General features: G+C 68.5%; 15 protein-coding genes. 9 read left to right on the top strand and 6 right to left on the bottom strand.

Features of this window, described 5'->3' with window-relative positions; genetic code table 11:
* Nucleotides 1-466 precede the first annotated feature (466 nt).
* From PV761_RS18085 to PV761_RS18095, 3 genes are all read left to right on the top strand, one after another.
* Nucleotides 467-1108 carry a hypothetical protein gene (locus tag PV761_RS18085; protein WP_347898878.1) on the top strand — a complete coding sequence of 214 codons (642 nt, stop codon included), beginning with the start codon at nucleotides 467-469 and terminating at the stop codon, nucleotides 1106-1108.
* Between the two features lie 148 nt (nucleotides 1109-1256).
* Nucleotides 1257-2018 carry a YcnI family protein gene (locus PV761_RS18090; RefSeq protein ID WP_347898880.1) on the top strand — a complete coding sequence of 254 codons (762 nt, stop codon included), beginning with the start codon at nucleotides 1257-1259 and terminating at the stop codon, nucleotides 2016-2018.
* A gap of 100 nt (nucleotides 2019-2118) precedes the next feature.
* Complete coding sequence (locus tag PV761_RS18095) at nucleotides 2119-2757, top strand: DUF4232 domain-containing protein (RefSeq protein ID WP_347898882.1); 639 nt, start codon at nucleotides 2119-2121, stop codon at nucleotides 2755-2757.
* 22 nt (nucleotides 2758-2779) lie between these two features.
* Here PV761_RS18095 and PV761_RS18100 read toward each other — a convergent pair whose 3' ends face one another.
* Nucleotides 2780-3250 (bottom strand): DUF4383 domain-containing protein, encoded by a 471-nt coding sequence (locus PV761_RS18100; RefSeq protein WP_347898884.1) that lies wholly within the window; start codon nucleotides 3248-3250, stop codon nucleotides 2780-2782.
* Nucleotides 3251-3376: 126 nt separating this feature from the next.
* On the opposite strand from PV761_RS18100, the gene PV761_RS18105 reads away from it, so the two are divergent.
* The 3 genes from PV761_RS18105 (at nucleotide 3377) to PV761_RS18115 (ending at nucleotide 10917) form a co-directional block, all read left to right on the top strand.
* Nucleotides 3377-4879, top strand: a complete 1503-nt coding sequence (locus tag PV761_RS18105) for an FAD-dependent oxidoreductase (protein ID WP_347898886.1) — start codon at nucleotides 3377-3379, stop codon at nucleotides 4877-4879.
* A gap of 184 nt (nucleotides 4880-5063) precedes the next feature.
* Nucleotides 5064-10085 carry an ATP-dependent helicase gene (locus PV761_RS18110; RefSeq protein WP_347898888.1) on the top strand — a complete coding sequence of 1674 codons (5022 nt, stop codon included), beginning with the start codon at nucleotides 5064-5066 and terminating at the stop codon, nucleotides 10083-10085.
* On the top strand, nucleotides 10078-10917 hold the full coding sequence (locus PV761_RS18115) for a DNA-formamidopyrimidine glycosylase family protein (RefSeq protein WP_347898890.1): 840 nt from the start codon (nucleotides 10078-10080) through the stop codon (nucleotides 10915-10917). The genes PV761_RS18110 and PV761_RS18115 overlap by 8 nt, the downstream gene beginning before the upstream one ends.
* Here the strand turns inward: PV761_RS18115 and PV761_RS18120 are convergent.
* Nucleotides 10872-11528 carry a hypothetical protein gene (locus PV761_RS18120; protein WP_347898892.1) on the bottom strand — a complete coding sequence of 219 codons (657 nt, stop codon included), beginning with the start codon at nucleotides 11526-11528 and terminating at the stop codon, nucleotides 10872-10874. The genes PV761_RS18115 and PV761_RS18120 overlap by 46 nt on opposite strands.
* A 61-nt stretch (nucleotides 11529-11589) precedes the next feature.
* Between PV761_RS18120 and PV761_RS18125 the strand changes: the two genes are divergently transcribed.
* The gene (locus PV761_RS18125) at nucleotides 11590-13080 is read left to right on the top strand and encodes a PLP-dependent aminotransferase family protein (protein ID WP_347898894.1); all 1491 of its coding nucleotides are present in this window, start codon (nucleotides 11590-11592) and stop codon (nucleotides 13078-13080) included.
* A 112-nt stretch (nucleotides 13081-13192) separates the two neighbouring features.
* Here the strand turns inward: PV761_RS18125 and PV761_RS18130 are convergent, their stop codons facing one another.
* Together PV761_RS18130 and PV761_RS18135 are read right to left on the bottom strand one after the other, a co-directional pair.
* Nucleotides 13193-13885, bottom strand: a complete 693-nt coding sequence (locus tag PV761_RS18130) for an SRPBCC domain-containing protein (RefSeq protein WP_347898896.1) — start codon at nucleotides 13883-13885, stop codon at nucleotides 13193-13195.
* Nucleotides 13878-14510, bottom strand: coding sequence for a helix-turn-helix domain-containing protein (locus PV761_RS18135; RefSeq protein ID WP_028271098.1), 633 nt, complete (start codon nucleotides 14508-14510; stop codon nucleotides 13878-13880). The genes PV761_RS18130 and PV761_RS18135 overlap by 8 nt, the downstream gene beginning before the upstream one ends.
* Nucleotides 14511-14598: 88 nt before the next feature.
* Between PV761_RS18135 and PV761_RS18140 the strand changes: the two genes are divergently transcribed.
* Together PV761_RS18140 and PV761_RS18145 are read left to right on the top strand one after the other, a co-directional pair.
* Nucleotides 14599-15561 (top strand): RluA family pseudouridine synthase, encoded by a 963-nt coding sequence (locus PV761_RS18140; RefSeq protein ID WP_347898950.1) that lies wholly within the window; start codon nucleotides 14599-14601, stop codon nucleotides 15559-15561.
* 55 nt (nucleotides 15562-15616) lie between these two features.
* On the top strand, nucleotides 15617-16276 hold the full coding sequence (locus PV761_RS18145) for a VTT domain-containing protein (protein WP_028271100.1): 660 nt from the start codon (nucleotides 15617-15619) through the stop codon (nucleotides 16274-16276).
* Nucleotides 16277-16289: 13 nt separating this feature from the next.
* Here the strand turns inward: PV761_RS18145 and PV761_RS18150 are convergent, their stop codons facing one another.
* Both PV761_RS18150 and ppc read right to left on the bottom strand, forming a co-directional pair.
* Nucleotides 16290-16595 (bottom strand): hypothetical protein, encoded by a 306-nt coding sequence (locus tag PV761_RS18150; protein ID WP_347898899.1) that lies wholly within the window; start codon nucleotides 16593-16595, stop codon nucleotides 16290-16292.
* Between the two features lie 122 nt (nucleotides 16596-16717).
* Entirely contained in the window at nucleotides 16718-19582 is a 2865-nt protein-coding gene (ppc, locus tag PV761_RS18155) for a phosphoenolpyruvate carboxylase (RefSeq protein WP_347898901.1), read from the bottom strand.
* Nucleotides 19583-19932: the final 350 nt, after the last annotated feature.

Below are 19932 nucleotides of genomic sequence, written 5' to 3' on the forward strand. Positions count from 1 at the left end.
CCACACAAATATCATCACTCACCACCAACGATTAACAGGTTCCCAGCCGAAAGTCCGATTAAACCGCCGAAAGTCACTAATAAACGCGACTGTAGTACTAGGCCGGGCTCCCGGCGCGGGATAGTGCTGCTGGGCGCGTGCACAATCCGCTCCCGTCCGCCTCAGCACTTCATCCATTGAGCGCGTCCGCGGCCGGCCGCTTAGATGGATCAGGTCGGCGCTGACCACCAGTCGACGGCACCGGAATTCAACCAGGCTTCAGAAACGGCATCGGGGACCATCGTGACTTTGCAGGACAATTTGGTGAGCAGCACTCCAGCCTTGGACGCCCCGCAGCAGCCAGCCTCCGGCACCACGCACTGCGAGGACGACTGCCACTATTGCTCAGGCCCCGAAACGGACTAACCGGGCCAGCACATCTCCCCGCTAGAATTACAGGCAACGAACCGAACCGAGGGAGGACTCCGTGCGCACTCACAACGCCCGGACTCCTTTCCATTCCCTCCGCGCGGCCATGGTCGCCGTGACGATGGTGACCCTCGCAGCTTCGGCCCACGTTTTTGGCGGCGGCGAACTGCCCGCCCCGGTCATCATGGCAGCCGTGCTGGCCCTCACCGTAATGGCGGCCACTGCGGCCACCCGGCTCAAACTGAACTTCCCCGCGATGGCGTCGCTGCTGGGGACCGGGCAACTTGTCCTCCACGAGGCGTTCAGCGCCTTCAGCTCTCCTGCCGGCACCGGACTATCAGGCGCACCGGGGCACCACTCCGCGGCCTGGCCGCCGGGCATCCGGCTGGACGCCGCCGACGGCACCGCCGGCCACCTGCACCAGTTCGATTCCGCCTGGGCCGCCGGCCTCATGCTCGGCGGACACGCCCTTGCCACCCTCGCATGCGCCCTCCTGCTGGCCAAGGGCGAAGCTGCCCTGTGGTCGCTCGCAGCCTGGCTCCGGCCACTCATTCAACTTCCCGAAGCGGCCATGCCCGACGTCGTCGCGGCACCTGCCGCCGCCGGCCGGCCGTCCGATTCGGCTCCCCTCCCCTGGCGAAACCTCAGGGCTGACTGCCCGCGGGGCCCGCCCGCCGTCGTCGTGCTTTCACATTCCTGACACTCTTTTCCCGGCTCCGCCCTGCCTGCTGATCCGCCCGCTAGGGCGGTATCGGCCCGGCGCCTGGACGCCCCATCAATCGTTTTGTGCACCGCCGTTTGCGCGACGTGCACCCCTGAAAGGCCCCCCATTGAAAAAGTCATCACGCATGTCCTTCCGCCGTGCCCTCTCCGTTACGGCTGCGGCCGGCGGCACCGCAGCCCTCATGCTGGCGGGAGTCGCGGCCGCCTCCGCACACGTCGGCGTCACGCCGGACAAGACGGACGCCAACTCCTACGCACTGCTCACCTTCGGGATTCCGCACGGCTGCGATGAATCGGGCACCACCAAGGTGACCATCACGCTGCCCGAAGAGCTCAACGACGCCCAGCCCACGGTGAATCCGAACTGGACCGTGGAGAAAGTGGTGGAGCAGCTGTCCGAACCGAAAAAGCTGGCCGACGGCGCCACGATCACCAAGCGGACCAGCAAGATCGTCTACACCGCCAAGGCTCCGCTGGACCCCGAACTGCGGGACGCCCTGGTGCTCTCGGTCAAGCTTCCCGACGCCGCCGGCAAGACTCTCCATTTCCCCACCTTGCAGAACTGTGAGCAGGGGCAGACGGACTGGTCCGAGATCGCCAAGGACGGCCAGGACCCGCACTCGCTCGAGGCGCCTGCGCCCTCGCTCACCGTCACGGCGGCCGCCGCGGACGGACACGGCAGCCATGCGTCGGCGGAGACGGACACAGCGGCAGGCACCGCCCAGGCCTCCTCGGTGACGGACGACGGATCCCAGGCGCGCAGCTGGGCCGGCCTGGTGGCAGGCGTCGGCGGACTCGCCCTGGGCGGGGTGGCGCTGATGCGCAGCCGGAGCCGGAAACCCGCCGAGGCCGCCGTCGCAGAAACCTCTTCGGAACCCCGAAAATAGCGCACCGGATTGATGCCCGGAAATCACAATCCGGGCATCAATCCGAGGCAGCGGTCGTGGCATCGTTGACTCAGGCAACGGCGGGCATAAAGTGTGACCCATGAGGTCTCAGCCATTCAAAAACGGACTTGCCATCACGACGGCGGTTGCGGCCGCCGCCTTCCTGCTCACCGCCTGCGGGCCCAGCCAGCCGCAGCCCCAGGGAACCTCCGCGGGCGCCTCCACGTCCAGCGCCGCTCCCGCCACGTCCACCCCGGCCGGCAGCGAGGCGGCCAGCACCCCGGCGTCGTCGTCGGCGACGCCGCCGTCGTCCGCGGGACCGTCACGGTGCAAGGCAGCAAACCTGACGGTGTCCTCGGATTCCGCCGGCGGCGGCGCCGCCGGCAGCGTCTACTCCAAGCTCATCCTTACCAACTCCGGCACCGAGGCCTGCCTTCTGCGGGGCTTCCCGGGAGTATCCCTCACCGCGGACGCCAACGGCGCCCCGATAGGGGCCCCCGCCCGGCAGGACGGGTCCTCGCCCGTTGCGGACGTCCTCCTCGCTCCGGGGCAGGCGGGAGCCGCCGAAATGCGCTACACGCAGGCAGGAAACTACAGCGACTGCACGCCCACCCAGGCTGCAGGTTACCGGGTCTATCCGCCGGAGGAGACCGCGTCGCTGTTCCTCGCCGAACCCCGGACCGCGTGCGGCAACGAGGCGATCGAACTGCTGACCATCGGGGCATTCCACGCCGCGTAGGCCCTGCCGGGACTTGCCGGCCTTACGCCCGGGATTCCCGTAATCTTGCGGGCGCATCGCGGGAGAACGCAACCCCGAACCCGATCAGCGCCATGCCCAGAAAAAGGTGCAGCCAGTTGTCGGCGCTGTTCACGGGAAGGATGTTCACCGGCGAGTCCAGTGCCAGGAACTGCCCCACACTCCAAAGGACCATGTAGGTGACCCCGGCGCCGATGAGGAAATTCCGGGCCGGCAGCGGACGCCGTGACATCAGCACGCCTGCCACTCCTGACAGCAAGTGGATGAGGTTGTGGAGCACGGACACCTGGAAGACCCCAAGGAGCATTGCCTCCGAGCCGTGTCCGGCAAACGCCAGCGTGCCGTAGTTTGCGGTGACGCCCGGAATGAACCCCAGCACGCCCAGCACAAATACCGCCACTCCGGCGAGAAGTGATGACTTCTGGACGTTCTTCCGCAGGCCGAATCGGGCCCTGGCGGCTTCGGATGATTTCATGGTGCCGCTCCTGTTCCCCGGTCAAGCTGCTCATGACATGATAAGTCTACTTACGAACCCCTTCGGAGTCCCGCCGGCAGCGCAACGGCACGGGCCTTCGCAGGACCGGGAAAGGCAGGCAGGACTGTGATCTCGCTTTGGTTGGACCGTGACCACGCCTTCCGCAGCGACCAGTTCCACCCCCGCAGCACGGTTGACACGGTGGTGGCAGGGGCCGGGCTGACCGGACTGGTGACCGCGTTGCTGTTGGCCCGGTCCGGCAAGAAAGTGCTGGTTGTCGAAGCCCGGAGTCCGGGCGCCGTCACCACCGGCAACACCACAGCGAAGGTTTCCCTGCTGCAGGGAACGGTGCTCTCGGCATTGCGCCAGCAGTATTCAGAGAAGGTCGTGGGCGCCTACGTCGAGATGAACCGCGAAGGCCAGGCGTGGCTGCTGCGGTACCTGGCGGAGCGGGGTGTGCCGTTCCAGCATCGCGACGCCTACACCTATGCCACCTCAACGGACGGAACCGAAACCCTCCGCCTCGAATTGGCCGCTGCCCGGGCCGCCGGACTTGAGGCCGAGTACGTTACCGATCCCGGACTGCCTTTCCCGGTCAAAGGTGCCATCCGCCTTCCCGGACAGGCCCAGATTCATCCCCTGGAGGCCATCGATGCCCTCGTGGATGACGTCCGCTCGCACGGCGGACAGATCGTCTCCGGCGTGCGGTTGAACGGGCTCCGTGGACTGACGGGGCCCGGTCCGGCGGTGGTCCAGACCGACCACGGCCCTGTTCGCGCCCGGGAGGTGGTGCTCGCCACCGGCACACCTGTCCTGGACCGCGGGCTCTATTTCGCCAAGCTCAAAGCCCTGCGGTCCTATGCGGCGGCATTCGAACTGCCGGGCACAACCGCCGTCCCGGACGGCATGTTCCTTTCGGTTGAGCAGCCGGTCCGTTCCCTGCGCGACTACCCCGGCGACGGCCGCCGGCTCCTCCTGGTCGGTGGCAACGGGCACCCTGTGGGCCGCGCCAGGTCAGCACAGGCCTACCTCGACACCCTGGTCGAATGGACGACGGCCCAGTTCCCGGGTGCCAGCCTCACCCACTCGTGGTCCGCGCAGGACTACCAGGCAACCAACCTGATGCCGTTCTTCGGCAAGCTGCCGCGCGGGCAGGGCCGGGTCTATTTCGCCACCGGTTACAACAAATGGGGCATGGCCAACGCCGTCGGCGCGGCTCTGGACATCACCGCCGACATCCTCGGCTCGCGGCTCCCCTGGGCCAGCATCATCCACCACCGGGTCACGTCCCCGGCCGGGGCAGCCTCCGCCGTCTCCCTCAATGCTGCCGTTGCGGCCACCGTGGCAAAAGACTGGGGTCAGGTGGGACTCAAGCGCCTGGATGAGTCCCTCGAGCAGCCGTCCGAAGGGGCAGGCCTGGTGACCCGCCGCGGCCGGAAGCCCGTGGCCGTATCCACCGTGGACGGCGCCCGCTGCACACTGTCCGCCGTCTGCACCCATCTGGGCGGCATCGTGCGCTGGAACGACAGCGAGAAGTCCTGGGACTGCCCCTTGCACGGCTCCCGCTTCAGCAGCGACGGGACGGTGCTGGAAGGACCAGCCACCCGGAACCTCCGCCAGATTGACTGACCCGGCGGGAGCGGCACCCGAGCCCGCTGGGGGTGCCGCCAAGAGTGTCAGTGGTGTAAGGCATGATGGAGGAATGCAGGGGAAGGAGCCCGCCGGGGACGCATCCGGTGAGACACCGGGGGCAACGCCATCAGGCGGCACACCATCAGGAACGCCGGCCGGCGCGCCTTCATCCGCGCGGACCATGGACAGGTTCAGCCAGTCCACCCGGGAATGGTTCCTCGGCGCGTTTTCCGCGCCCACTCCCGCGCAAATCGGCGCCTGGCAGGCCATCTCCTCCGGTTCCCATGCTCTGGTGGTCGCCCCGACGGGCTCCGGCAAAACCCTCGCGGCATTCCTCTGGGCGCTCGACCGCCTCCAGTCATCCGCTCCCGCCGAACCGGACGCCCTGCCGGGCCTCGACCCGGCAGCAAAAGGCAGGAAACCGAAGGCACCCAAGCGGAAAACACGCGTCCTGTACATTTCGCCGCTCAAGGCGCTTGGCGTCGACGTCGAACGCAACCTCCGTGCGCCGCTTATCGGGATCACCCAGACCGCCAAAAGGCTGGGCCTGCCAGCCCCGCTCATCACCGTAGGCGTACGTTCAGGAGATACGACGACGGCGGACCGCCGCGCGCTGCTCAGCCACCCGCCGGACATCCTCATCACCACCCCGGAATCCCTGTTCCTGATGCTCACGTCCAGGGCCCGGGAAACACTGGCCGAGGTGGACACCATCATCGTGGACGAAGTCCACGCCGTCGCCGGCACCAAGCGCGGCGCGCACCTGGCTGTCTCTCTGGAACGCCTGGATGCGCTGCTGCCCAAGCCGGCGCAGCGGATCGGCCTCTCGGCCACAGTGGAACCCCGCGAACTCGTGGCCCAGTTCCTGGCAGGTTCGGCCCCGGTGGAAATCGTGGCACCGCCATCGAAAAAGAACTGGGACCTGACGGTCTCCGTGCCGGTGGAGGACATGTCCGATCTGCAAGAGGCCGCCGGTGCCTTCGATTCCGGTCCGGCCTCCGGGCTGCAGCCGCAGGCCTCCATCTGGCCGCATGTCGAAGAAAAGATAGTGGACCTGGTGATGGCCAACCAGTCCACCATCGTGTTCGCCAACTCGCGGCGCCTGGCTGAACGGCTGACCGCCCGCCTCAACGAGATCCACGCCGAACGCCAGCTGGTGGCGGCGGGCGGCTGGGGTGAATTCGGCGCCGGGGCACCGGATTTCGATGCGGTGCCGGCCGGACGGCCATCGGCGGGGGCCGGCATGCCGACGTCCACGGCAACGCCCGCGCACATGATGGCACAGGCAGGCAGCACCGCGGGCGCCGACCCCGTCCTGGCGCGGGCACACCACGGCTCCGTCTCGAAGGACCAGCGTGCGCTGATCGAGGACGACCTCAAGTCGGGCCGGCTGCGGTGCGTTGTTGCCACGTCCTCCCTGGAGCTTGGCATCGACATGGGCGCCGTGGACCTGGTGGTCCAGGTGGAGTCGCCCCCGTCCGTGGCCAGCGGGCTGCAGCGGGTGGGCCGCGCCGGTCACCAAGTGGGTGAAGTCTCGCAGGGCGTCCTGTTCCCCAAGCACCGCGCCGACCTCGTGCACACCGCCATCACCGTGGAACGCATGCTGGGCGGCAAGATCGAACGGCTCAGCGTTCCCGCCAACCCGCTGGACATCCTGGCACAACAAACCGTGGCCGCCACCGCGCTGGGCTCCATCGACGTGGAGGAATGGTTCTCCACCGTCCGCCGCTCGGCACCGTTCGCGTCCCTCCCCCGCTCCGCATTCGAGGCCACCCTGGACCTGCTGGCCGGCCGCTACCCGTCCGACGAATTCGCCGAGCTGCGGCCGCGGATCATCTGGGACCGCAATGCCGGCACCATCGAAGGCCGGCCGGGGGCGCAACGGCTCGCCGTGACCTCCGGCGGCACCATTCCGGACCGAGGGCTGTTCGGCGTCTACATCATCGGTACCGAGGTGGAAGGCTCCGCGTCGCCCTCCACCGAGGGCAAAGCCGCCAGCCCGGGTGCTTCGGCCGCCAAGGGCGGGCGGCGCGTGGGCGAACTCGACGAGGAAATGGTCTACGAGTCCCGGGTGGGCGACATCTTTGCCCTGGGCGCCACCAGCTGGAAGATCGAGGACATCACGCACGACCGCGTCCTCGTTTCCCCGGCCTTCGGGCAGCCGGGCAAGCTCCCCTTCTGGAAGGGTGATTCGCTGGGCCGGCCGGTTGACCTGGGCCGGGCCCTCGGCGCATTCGTCCGCGAACTGTCCGCGTCCGACGTCGGGCCCGCCACCGAGCGCTGCAAGGCCAGCGGCCTGGACGACTTCGCCGCTAACAACCTGATCCAGTACTTGGCGGAGCAGAAGCTCGCCACCGAAGTGGTCCCCAGCGACACCACCCTGGTGGTGGAGCGGTTCCATGACGAGCTGGGCGACTGGCGGGTGGTGCTGCACAGCCCCTTCGGCATGCCGGTGCACGCACCCTGGGCGCTCGCCGTGGGCCAGCGCCTGCACCAACGCTACGGGATGGACGGCTCCGCCATGGCCGCGGACGACGGCATTGTGCTGCGGGTGCCCATGATGGAGGATGAGCCGCCGGGCGCCGAGCTATTCCTCTTCGAACCCGACGAGCTGGAGCAGATCGTGACGGCGGAGGTGGGCGGCAGTGCGCTCTTCGCCTCGCGCTTCCGCGAGTGCGCCGCCCGGGCCCTGCTGCTGCCGCGGCAGAACCCCGGGAAGCGGCAGCCCCTGTGGCAGCAGCGCCAACGGTCCGCACAGTTGCTGGACGTGGCACGGAAATATCCGACGTTCCCCATCGTGCTGGAAACAGTGCGCGAGTGCCTGCAGGACGTCTACGACCTCCCGGCGCTGAAGGACATCGCAGCGTCCATTGAGCGGCGCGAACTGCGGATCCTGGAGACCACCACCCAGCAGCCTTCCCCGTTCGCGAAGTCCCTTCTGTTCGGCTACGTGGCCCAGTTCCTGTACGAGGGCGACTCGCCGCTCGCGGAGCGCCGGGCCGCGGCGCTGGCCCTGGATTCGACCCTGCTCAACGAACTCCTGGGCCGGGTGGAGCTGCGCGAACTGCTGGACGCCAAGGTCATCGAAGCCACCGAGCGTGAACTGCAGCGGCTGGCCCCGGACCGCCGTGTGCGCGGCATGGAAGGCGTCGCGGACCTGCTGCGCCTGCTCGGACCGCTGACGCCGGAGGAGGTTGCCGCCCGGCTGGAGCCGGCGGTCGAGCCTGTCCCGGCGGTCGAGCCTGTCCCGGCGGTCGAGCCTGCCGCGACCCCTGGTGTTGCGCCCGCCCCGGTGGCGGACGCCGTCGCCCACCTCACCTCCCTGCAGCGGGCCAACCGCGCACTCAAGGTGAACATCGGCGGCGTCGAACGCTTTGCGGCCGTGGAGGACGCCGCCCGCCTGCGGGACGCCATCGGAGTGCCCCTGCCCATGGGCGTGCCGCTCGCGTTCATCGAGCCTGTGGCCGACCCCCTGGGCGACCTCGTCTCCCGCTACGCCCGCACCCACGGGCCGTTCACCGCGGCGGAAGCCGCGGCCCGGCTGGGACTCGGCGTCGCCGTCGTCAGCACCGCGCTCAAGCGGCTGGCCGCGGACGGCCGCGCGGTGGAAGGCGAGTTCCGCCCGCATGCCCCGCTGCCGGAACAGCTGCCGGAACAACAGTCCGGACAGGCCACCGCCCCCGCCGTCGAAACCGAAGTACCAGGCGAGGCTGCGGTCCCTGCCGCGCCGCCAGCCTCCGTCACCACGCTGGCCGGCACCAGTGAATGGTGCGACGCCGAGGTGCTGCGAAAACTGCGCCGCCGCTCGCTGGCCGCGCTTCGGGCCGAAGTGGAGCCGGTGGACGGCGCCGCCTACGGGCGGTTCCTCCCGGCCTGGCAAAACGTCCGGATCCCCGGACGCGGCCGGGGCCAGTCCGCCCTGCGGGGTCTGGACGGCATCATTACTGCCGTCGACCAGCTCTCCGGTGTACCGGTTCCGGCCTCCGCGTGGGAACCGCTGATCCTCGCCAGCCGCGTCAGTGACTACCAGCCCGCCATGCTGGATGAACTGATGGCCGCCGGAGAAGTCCTCTGGTCCGGCGCCGGCGCGCTGCCCGGCAATGACGGCTGGGTGAGCCTGCACCTCGCGGACTCCGCCGAACTCACCCTCAACCCTGCACCGGACTACGAGCCCGGGGACGCTCAGCAGCGGCTGCTGGAGCACCTGCAGGACAACGGCGGCGGCTATTTCTTCCGCCAGCTGAAGGATATTGCCGGCGGCATGGACTCGGTGCTGAGCGACCAGGATGTTGTGGCCGCCCTCTGGGACCTCGCCTGGGCGGGCAGGATCACCGGCGATACCTTCGCTCCGGTCCGTGCCATGATCGCCGGCGGCCACACGGCGCACCGGCAGGTAGCCCGGACGCCGCGGGCCCGCGCACCACGCCTGAGCAGGCTGGGACGCGCCCACGGCACGGGCCTGATGGGATCCGCCGGGCTGACCGGCGGACGCTACGGGTCCGTGACCGGCGCCGCTCCCACCCCGCCGCTGGCAGCCGGAAGGTGGTCAGCCCTCCCGTCGCCGGAGCTGGACCCCACCATCCATGCCCGTGCCACGGCCGAACTGCTGCTGGACCGGTACGGCGTCGTGACGCGCGGTTCCGTCATGGCGGAAAACATCCTGGGTGGATTCGGCCTGATGTACAAAGTCCTCGCCAGGCTGGAAGAGGCCGGGCGCTGCCGCCGGGGCTATTTCATCGAACACCTCGGCGCCGCCCAGTTCGCTGTTCCGGCCACGGTGGACCGGCTGCGGTCATACTCGGATGACTCCCAGCTGGCGAAGCCGGAGCCCGTGGCGCTGGCGCTGGCGGCGACGGACCCCGCCAACCCCTACGGCGCGGCCCTGCCGTGGCCAGCCCTCAATGTCGAAGCCGGCAGCGGCCACCGCCCTGGCAGGAAGGCCGGTGCCCTGGTGGTGATGGTCGACGGCGCGTTGGCGCTTTACGTGGAACGCGGCGGCAAGACGCTGCTCGCCTTCGACGACGAGCCGGAGGTACTGGCCGCCGCCGCGGCCGCGCTGGTCGGCGTAGTCCAGCGCGGTGCCGTGGACAAGCTCATCATGGAGAAGGTCAACGGCCACGGCATCCTGGACACGCCCGTGGCCGCCGCACTGACGCACGCCGGCGCTTATTCCACTCCGAAAGGACTGAGAATCCGTGCCTGAAGGCGACTCCGTCTGGCGGGCGGCCGCGCAGCTTCACGCCGCCCTGGCCGGGCAACAGCTCACATCCTCCGATTTCCGCGTGCCCCGGTTCGCCACCCTGAAGCTGGCAGGCTGGACCGTGGACGAGGTGGTGCCCCGCGGCAAGCACCTCCTCATGCGCCTTCGAAGCCCCGCTGACGAACGGCTGACCATCCATTCGCACCTGAAGATGGAGGGTGCGTGGCAGGTCTACCCGCCCGGCGGACGGTGGCGTAAACCGGGGTTCACTGCCCGGTGCGTGCTCCGCACTGCCACCGCGGATGCCGTCGGCTTTTCCCTCGGCATCCTGGAGGTGGTCCGGACCGCTGACGAGGATTCCGTCGTCGGCCATCTCGGGCCGGATCTCCTGGGTCCGGACTGGGACATGGAGGAGGCCGAACGGCGGCTGCGCGCGGCGCCGGACGTTGCCATCGGCGTAGCCCTGCTGGACCAGCGCAACCTCGCCGGCATCGGCAACATCTACCGCTGCGAAGCCTGTTTCCTGTCCGGCATCCACCCCGCCGCGCCGGTCTCCCACGTGACCGACCTGCCCGCCATGATGGCCACCGCCAAACAGTTGCTGGAGGCCAATCTCGGACCGGGCCGCCGCACCACCGTCCTCAGCCCGCGCGGAACGCCGGTGGGCCGGATGTCCGGCCGGCCTGGATACTGGGTATACGGTCGTGAGCACCGGCCGTGCCTGAAATGCGGCACGCCCGTCCGCCACGGCGTACTGGCCACCCAGGCCGGCACCGAGGAACGGGACATCTACTGGTGCCCGAGCTGCCAGCCGCCACCTGCGGGAACCGGCTGATCCGGGCCTGACCCGGGCGGCAGCGGGCGGGAAGCCTCCGGCACCGTGAACCGCGGCAGCAGCAGCTGCACCAGGGGGCCGATGGCCAAGGCGTAGACCACCGTGCCCACACCGACGGATCCGCCCAGCAGCCAGCCTGTCGCCAGGACAACGATTTCGATGCCCGTCCGGGACGTCCGCACTGACCACCCGGTCCGCCGCGCCAGGCCGGTCATGAGGCCGTCGCGGGCGCCCGGGCCGAAGCGTGCGCCGATGTAGCAGGCCGACGCGATCCCGTTGAGCAGCACGGCCCCCGCCAGCATGCCGATCTGGCCGCCCAGATGTGAGAACTCCGGAATCAGCGCAAGCCCCACATCAGCGAAGACACCCACCAGCACGGCGTTGCACAAGGTGCCGAACCCGGGCCACTGGCGCAGCGGAATCCATAGGAGCAGGACAAGGAAGCTCACGATGACCACCACCGCTCCAATGGAGAGGCCCGTCTTTCCTGCCAGACCCTGGTGGAAGACATCCCAGGGATCGAGGCCCAGGCCGGCGCGGATGAACATAGCCAGCGAGATGCCGTACATGGCCAGGCCGGCGAACAGTTGGAGGAGTCTACGAGTCATCATGAAATCCATCCTCCGCCAGAACTGGCCTTGCAATCCATATCCAGTTTGAGATACTGGCTACATGTCCGGCTCCCTGAACCCCACTGCCTTGATGCGTCTCCTGGGCGGATGGAACCGCGGCGCCGCCCCGGCGTACCGGGAGCTTGCCGACGTCGTACGCCTCCTGGTTCTGGACGGACGCGTCCCCCTGGATATGGCGCTGCCCAGCGAGCGCGCCCTGGCCGAAACACTGGGAGTCAGCCGGACCACGGTGACGGCCGCCTATGCGAGCCTCCGTGAGCAGGGGTTCCTGAGCAGCCGCCAAGGCAGCCGCGGCCGGACCTGCATCCCCCGGCAGATTCCCGCGGGCGCGGGCGGGCCGGGAGCCACCGAGCTGATCAGCCCCACCGCCCTGACCGGCGCACCGGGACTGGCGGCGCCGCCGGGACTGTTGGACCTGGCCTACGCGTCCCTGCCGGCCAGCGGCGAGGTGGTGCACCGCGCCTTCGCCGCCGCGCTGACCGAACTCCCCGCCCTACTCCCGGGTTTTGGCTACGACGCCATTGGCATTGCGCCTCTCCGCGAAGCGATCGCTGCACGGTACACGGCGGCGGGCGCCCCCACCACGGCGGACCAGATCCTGGTGACGTCGGGCGCGCAGCATGCCCTGAACATCGTGCTCCGCACCCTGGCAGGCCGGCAGGACAAAGTACTGGTGGACCACCCCACATACCCGCACGCCCTCGTTGCCATCCGGGCCAGCGGCTGCAGGCCCGTGCCGGTCGCCCTCCCCCACGGCCGCGGCTGGGACGTGTCCGGCATGGAAGCCGCCATGATGCAGCAGCGCCCCAAGATGGCCTACGTGGTGCCGGACTTCCACAACCCGACGGGCCGGCTGATGTCCGATCCGCAGCGCCGGCGCCTGGTCCGGGCCGCGGCCGCGGCGGGGACGGTGCTGGTAGTGGACGAGACACTGCGCGAACTTAACCTCGACGCCGTGGGCACCGCCCCGCTGGCGGCCTTCAGCCCGGAAGTGGTCACCATCGGCTCCCTGAGCAAGTCGCATTGGGCGGGGCTGCGGACCGGCTGGATCCGGGCAGGCAGTTCGCTGATCCGGCGCTTCGCCGCTGCCCGCACCACCATGGACCTGGGCGGACCTGTGGTGGAACAACTGGCCGCGGCCCACCTGGTCCGGTCCCTCGACGAGCCGCTCCCGGCCCGGCTGGCAGACCTTCGCGAAAACCGGGCCGCGCTGCTGGACCTGATCGGCGGCATCCTCCCCGACTGGCAGCCGGAACGGCCCGACGGCGGGCTGAGCGTGTGGTGCCGGCTCCCGGCACCGGTCAGCACGGCACTGACAGTCATCGGCCCGGATTTCGGGGTGCGCCTCGCGGCCGGGCCCCGCTTCGGCGTCGGCGGGGCTTTCGAGCACTACCTGCGCCTCCCCTTCACTCTTCCGCCCGGGCAACTGGAGACAGCGGTGCGGGCCCTCCGCTCGGCCCAGGAGAAACTCGACGCCGCACCGCAGCTCCGGCGCACCCTCCGGCACACACCCGCCGTCGCCATCGCCTGAGCGGGCATCCATTAGCGACGCGCAAAATGCCTGACGCGGCCCGTATTCCGGTAGCGTCAGGCATTTTGCGTAGCGTCAGGTATTTTACGTGTCGCGTCCTGCGCGTCGACGCCTACGCGTAGACCTTCCCGAGGTAGTCTCCCCAGGCCTTCGCTGTGGCTTCGGAATCCCCGCGGCCGCTGAAGTCGTGGACGGTCATGCCCACCGGCGCGCCAAAGGCGTTGCGGCCGAAGAAGCGGTACATGGTGTCGGCGGTGCGCAGGCCCAGGAAGTTCTCGTTGGCGAAGTCAACCTGCCCCGTCAGCTGCCCGACGCCGTCGAGCTCCACATCAAAGGTGTCCCCTTGCGACGCGGCGTCGACGCCCAGCGCCTTCTTCAGCTGCACGAAGCCGTCCGGGACCTGTGAGGCGGCAGGGCCCTGGATGTCCGTGAACACCACGGGCCGGCCGTCGAAGTATTCCAGGTACTGGCCCAGGGTGTGGAGGTAGAACTCGGTGTGCTTGCTGGCGCCGTCGTACTGCCCGTCCCAGTTGTCGGCGAAGATGCCGCTGTGCACGTAATGCAACCTGGCCCGGCCGCCGTCGAGCGGTTCCAGGACGTGCTCCAGCTGGTTGAACCAGCCGTCCGGCCCGTCCATGCGCGAGACCAGGTGCTGCGGATACTCCTCCACGGTTTTCACGGCCGGCCACTGGTCCGTGGGGAACATCCAGCCGGGCGTCCCGTTGGTAACGGCTTCCCAGACGCGCTCGGGGGTGCCGGGCAGCTCGGTGTCGTAAACAATCTCGAATTTCCGGTTGTCAGTCATTGTCCTGCTCCTGTTCCTTATCCCCGGACGGGGTGGTTTGTTTTGGTTCTTTGAGTGCCGGGTGAAGCGCGACGACGAGCCGGTGCTTCCGCCCGCCCGTCCCGCCGCCGTCGTGGTACTTGTCCACGAGCCGGGTGACGGCGACGCCGAGCTCTTCGGCGAACGCTGCCCGGTCCGCGGCGGTGCGGAAGGTGATTTCGCCGTCGATCGCGAACGTGGCGAGTTTCTGCCGTGCGGCCGCGGCCCCGGCGATGAGCTTCCCCACTTCCTGGACCATGCGCCCGGCGAGCGCCAGCAGCCAGAAGGCGGAGAACCGGTCCGCGAAACGGTGCGGATCCGGGGCCACGGAGGCCAGGGCCACCGGCGAAATCAGGTAGGAAGCGGCCGTGGCCTGGAGCACCCGTTCGGTGACGTTGCCCTTGCGGCGCTCCTCCACCAGCTCCACCAGGCCGTGCCGCTCCAGCGCCTTGAGGTGGTAGTTCACCTTCTGCCGCGGCAGCCCCACTTTAGCGGCCAGCTGGGTGGCCGAGCCGGGCTCCGCAAGCTCCTGGAGGATGCGGGTCCGGATGGGGTCCAGCGAGGCTTCCGCCGCGGCCGGGTCCTCGATCACTTCGATGTCCAACATGGTTTAAGTATTGCCACCGACAATTTTATTTGTCAAGAACTTTTTTACCGTCGGCGCCGGGAAGGCAGCCAAGTAGAATGGACCGGTGATGCAATCCCCCCTCCCCGTGCGCGACGGCGTGAACGCGACCCGCCTGCGCCTCCCGGACGAGGGGCCGTGGGACACCGCGATGGACTACATGATGCACCGCTGGGGTCACATCGACCCGCAGGGCATCGAGGACCGGTTCGACGCCGGCGAGATCGTGGGCGAGGGCGGCGTCCCCCTGGACAGGCGGACCAGGCTCGAGGACCACACCTTCATCTGGTACTACCGCACGCTGCCGCCGGAGACGCGGCTGCCGGTTGAGCTCAGCATCCTGCACCAGGACGACCACATCCTGGTGGTGGACAAGCCACACTTCCTGCCCACCACCCCGGGCGGCACCTACATCCAGGAGTCGGCCCTGGTCCGGCTCCGGAACCAGCTGGCCCTCCCGGACCTGATCCCCATGCACCGCCTGGACCGGATGACGGCCGGCATCCTCCTGCTCTCCACCAACCCGGAGACCCGCGGCAGGTACCAGGTGCTGTTCGAAAAGCGCCAGGTCCAGAAGGAGTACGAGTGCGTGTCCGCCGCGGAACCGGCAGCGGGACATCCCGCCGTCGACTTCCCCGTGGTGGTGCGGAACCGCATGACCAAGTCGCGCAGCTACCTGCTCGCCGAAGTCGTCGACGGCGAACCCAACGCGGAAACCCGCATTGACGTGATGAAAACGTTCGACGCCGGCACTTCAGCAGGTGCCGCGGGTTCAGTACGTGCCCCGGAACGGCGCGCACTGTACCGGCTTGAACCGCACTCCGGAAAGACCCACCAGCTCAGGGTGCACATGGCGTCGCTGGGGCTGGGGATCGTCAACGATGCGTTCTACCCGGACCTGCTGGACAAGGCTCCGGACGACTACACCAGGCCGCTCCAGCTGCTGGCCCGCGGGATCCGTTTCGTGGACCCCATCACCAAGCAGCCTGTGGAATACCGCAGCCGGCTCCGGCTGAGCGAAGCTCCTGCGTAAGCCCGGCCCAAGTCTGGCGTAAGTAAGACCTCCCCCGCCCGCCCGAGGCGCAAAAATGAGGTACCTTGTGCCCATGGACCTCGCCAACGCTGACACTTGGGGCGCCGCGATCTATTTCTGGATCATCCCCATCGTCCTTGGCGACGCCATCTTCCCGCCCGTCCCCTCCGAAATGGTGGTGATCACGGGCGGAGCGTTGTCCGCCGAAGGCCGGGCCAATTTCCTGCTGGTGGGCTTCCTTGCCGCGCTGGCGTCGTGGATCGGCGATGTTGTGGTGTTCCAGCTGTTCAAGCGCCGCCTGGGCCATGTCCTGGACCGGTGGCGGTGGGGCCGTAAATTCCACCGCGGCATCCACGCGGCCATCGCCAAGGCCGGCCGTTCCACCACGTACGGGGCCATCATCGGAGTCCGGTTCATTCCGGGCGGCCGGCTGGCGACGTCTGCCGCTGCCGGCATCGCCGACGTCACCACCCGCGCGTTCAGCTTCTGCGCGGCCGTGGGCGGAGTTCTCTGGGGCACCTGGCTCACGGGGCTCGGCTACTTCACCGGCTCCGCCACCAAGCTGCCGTTCTGGGCAAGCTCGCTGATCGGCGTCGCCCTCGGACTGGTGATCGGAGCGGTGGTGGGCATGATTGTCACCCGCCGCCGCGGCAGCCGGTCCCCGGTGGACGAGCCGGCGGAGGACCCCAGCCCGGACACGGCGCCTTCGGGCTAGACGGGAGCCCAGGTCAGATGGGAGCCCAGCGGCCGCGGCTGCGGCGGAGCACCAGAAGTGCACCGGTCACCGCAACGCGTTCGACGGCGTCGCGCATCATCGCTGCCGATTCCCGCGCCTGGTTGTTCTCCCCGGTGTACCCGGTCGCCTCCACCAGGAAGCGGAGGTTCAGTTCCGGCACTCCGCCGGCGATCTGCAGCTGGTTGGATTCCACGTGGTGCCTTGTTCCCAGGGCTTCGACGGCGGCAGCCATCACGGCCTCGGGAGCGTTGCCAGGCTTCAGCCCGGTGATCTTGAGTCTGGTCTGGAACGAAGGCATGAATGCAACCCTAACCTCACCCCACGACGCTCTCTCACTTTTCGGGGCTTTTCCCCCAACGCTCTCTCACCGGGGAGAGAGCGTTGGGGGAATCCCCGCAGGAAGTGAAAGAGCGTTGGGCATTATCCGGTGTTGCGGAGGCCGGCCGCTACACCGTTGACGGTGATGAGCATGGCCCGCTGCAGGCGCTCGTCAATCTCTGCACCGGAGATACTCTCGCCCTCGGAACCTTCGGCCCGGATGCGGCGCATCAGTTCCACCTGCAGGTAGCTGATGGGGTCCAGATACTGGTCGCGGATCTCCAGGGAGCGCTTGAGGGTGGGCTGCGCGTCGAGGAGCACGTGCTCGCCGGTGAGGTTCTGGATCTCGGTGACGGTGAGTTCGTATTCGTCCCGAATGGCCCGGAACAGGTGGTGCAGCTCTTCCGGGACCAGCGTGGAAACGTAGTAGCCGGCAATGTCCATGTCCGTCTTGGCCAGCGTCATTTCCACGTTGGACAGGACCGAGCGGAAGAAGTGCCACCCCTCCATCATTTCCACGAGCTGTTCCGTGTTGCCTGCTTCGCGGGCGGCCTTCAGCCCGGAACCTACGCCGAACCAGCCCGGCACAATCTGCCGCGACTGGGTCCAGCCGAAGACCCACGGGATGGCGCGCAGCCCGCCAAGCCCGGCGCCCGAGTCCGGCCGCTTGGACGGACGCGAGCCGATGTTCAGCGAGCCGAGCTGTTCCACGGGGGTGGAGGCCATGAAGTAGGCCGGCAGGTCCGGGTCGTCAATAAGCGAGCGGTACCGGGCGAAGGCGGCGTCGGAAATGGTCTCCATGACGTGGCCGTAGCGCTCGCGCTGGTCCTCGGAGGTGCGCGGGGTCCGGTGCAGCGCAGAACCCTGCATGACGGCGGCGAGCGAAAGCTCCAGGTTTTCGCGTGACAGCTCGGGCAGCGAGTACTTGTCCGAGATGACTTCGCCCTGCTCGGTGAACTTGATTTCACCTTCGAGGACACCGTTCGGCTGGGCCATGATCGCGTCGTAGGTGGGCCCGCCGCCGCGGCCCACGGATCCGCCGCGGCCGTGGAAGAGGCGCACCCGCACGCCATGCTTGGCCGCGACGTCACGCAGCTTCCGCTGGGTCTTGTGGATCTCCCACTGGCTGGTCATCACGCCGGATTCCTTGTTCGAGTCCGAGTAGCCAAGCATGATTTCCTGCACGTCGCCGCGCAGCCGGACGAGTTCCCGGTAGGACGGATCGGACAGCAGCTGGTCCACGATCTCCGCCGAAGCCCGCAGCTCCTCCACCGTTTCCAGCAGCGGCGCAAAACCGATCTTCGCGTACGGCGCCTCACCGAAGAGGCTGACCAGCCCTGCTTCGCGGGCCAGCACCGCAGCGGCCAGGACGTCGTCCGCACCGCGGGTCATCGAAATGATGTACGTCTCGATGACGTCCGGGCCGTAGGTCTTCAGGGCGCGGCGGATCTCACGGAAGACGTCGTACGTGCCGTCAGCGACGCCGTCGAGCTTGATCGGGTGGCCGGACAGCGGACGGCGGGAGCCCAGTTCCGCCCCCAGCACTTCCAGGCGTTCGGCGCGGCTGAGTTCGGAGTACCGCACGCCGGGGCCGCCCAGGCGGTCCATGAGCTGCCCGACGGCGTCATGGTGGTGGTCGGCGTGCTCGCGGATGTCCAGGGTGGCCAGGTGCAGCCCGAAGGAGGCGATGGCGCGGCGCACCCGCGCCAGGGCACCGTCGGCAGCCAGTCCGGCGTGGTGGTTGCGGAGGGATTCCTCCTGCAGGCCAAGCTCCGCGAGGACACCCGCGGTTGAGGTGTAATCCCGGCCCGGCTCGTGCGCGGATCCTGCCGCGACGCGCTTGGCCGTGTTGAGCAGCTTGGCCTTGATGCAGGTGAGCTTGAGCCGGTAGGGCTCCTGGGCATTGAGTTCCAGCACCCGGCGGTCCAGGCCCGGCAGGTTCTTGAGGTCAGTGTCGATCGAGTCGAGCAGTTCCTGGTCCGCCCCGGCCAGTGCCGTGGAATTGGACAGGATGGCGATGAGCTCGTCGATCATGGCGATGCTGATCCGGACGGCGTGCTGGTTCTGGATCTGGAGGATCTCGCGGGTGACGGCGGCGGTGACGTTCGGGTTGCCGTCGCGGTCGCCGCCGATCCAGGAGCCGAAGCGGATGGGGGCCTTCTGCGACGGCAGCGTGACTCCGTGGTCGGCCAGCAGCTCGGAGAGGTCCGAGAGCATCTCCGGCATGGCGTCGGTGAGGATGCTGTTGAGGTAGTAGATGGCGTTGCGGGCCTCATCCACCGGGGTGGGCCGGACCTGGCGGAGCTCGTCCGTCTGCCACATCTGGTCGATCACTTCGGCGAGCTGGCGGTCCTGGCGGCGGCGGGCCGAGGTGCCTTCCTCGGTGGAAACTGCCAGGACGTCGGACAGCCGGCGGATCTTGTCCAGGACGGAGCGGCGGGACGCTTCGGTGGGGTGGGCCGTGAAGATGGGACGGACATCCAGTTCGTTGACCACTTCCTGGAGCACGGCTGGTCCGGCCTGGCCGGAAATCTCCTCCACGGCCTTGGCCAGCCAGCCGTCCTTTTCCTGGCGGGTCCGCAGTCCGCGGACCCGGTGGACCTGCTCGGCGGCGTTGGCCAGGTGGAAGTAGAACGCAAAGGCGCGGACCAGGTCGGTGGCCTGGTCAATCGGCAGGGAACCGAGCAACTCGCGGACCTGGGCGACGACGTCGTGCGAGCTCCAGGGGCCGGTGGCATCGGCTCCGCCGCGGGCGGCTTCCTTGGATTCCTTGGTCAGGAGGCGGACCTGCTCCACAAGGTCGAGGAGCTCGGGCCCGTGCTGGCGGACCAGCGATTCGCCCAGAAGGGTGGAGACGCGGCGGACATCCGCCCGGAGTTCGGACGCAAGATCGCTACTGGCATCGGAGCCTGCCGGGTCAGCGCCTGCTGCGAGATGGGAGCCTGGATTTACTGCAGTGTCAGCCATGGAAACTATCTTTCGAGGGTTCGGACTTGGCTCGTACACTGCGCTGGATACTGTGAGCCGGGTTACGTGTTCCTATGGGATGTTACCCGGCACTGTTGCGGCGTGGGAATTTGTCTCAGATAGTGTTCGTGCCCTTGACGTCCGCGGCGGCCCCTGTTTTATTAGGTGCCGCCGCGGGCCTATCAGGTGCTGCCGCGGGTTGCTCAGGTGCCGCCGCGGGCGGCCGGACAGCCCTGATGGTGATTTTTCCGGTGTAGGCCTCGTTGTGGTCGGGCCCCTTACCGGACTGCGCGGGTGAACCCGGCAACAAGCGCGAGGCAGGCCACTACGGTGAGCAGTGCATCCATGCC

It is taken from the genome of Arthrobacter sp. CC3 (assembly GCF_039907775.1).
Lineage (GTDB): Bacteria > Actinomycetota > Actinomycetes > Actinomycetales > Micrococcaceae > Arthrobacter.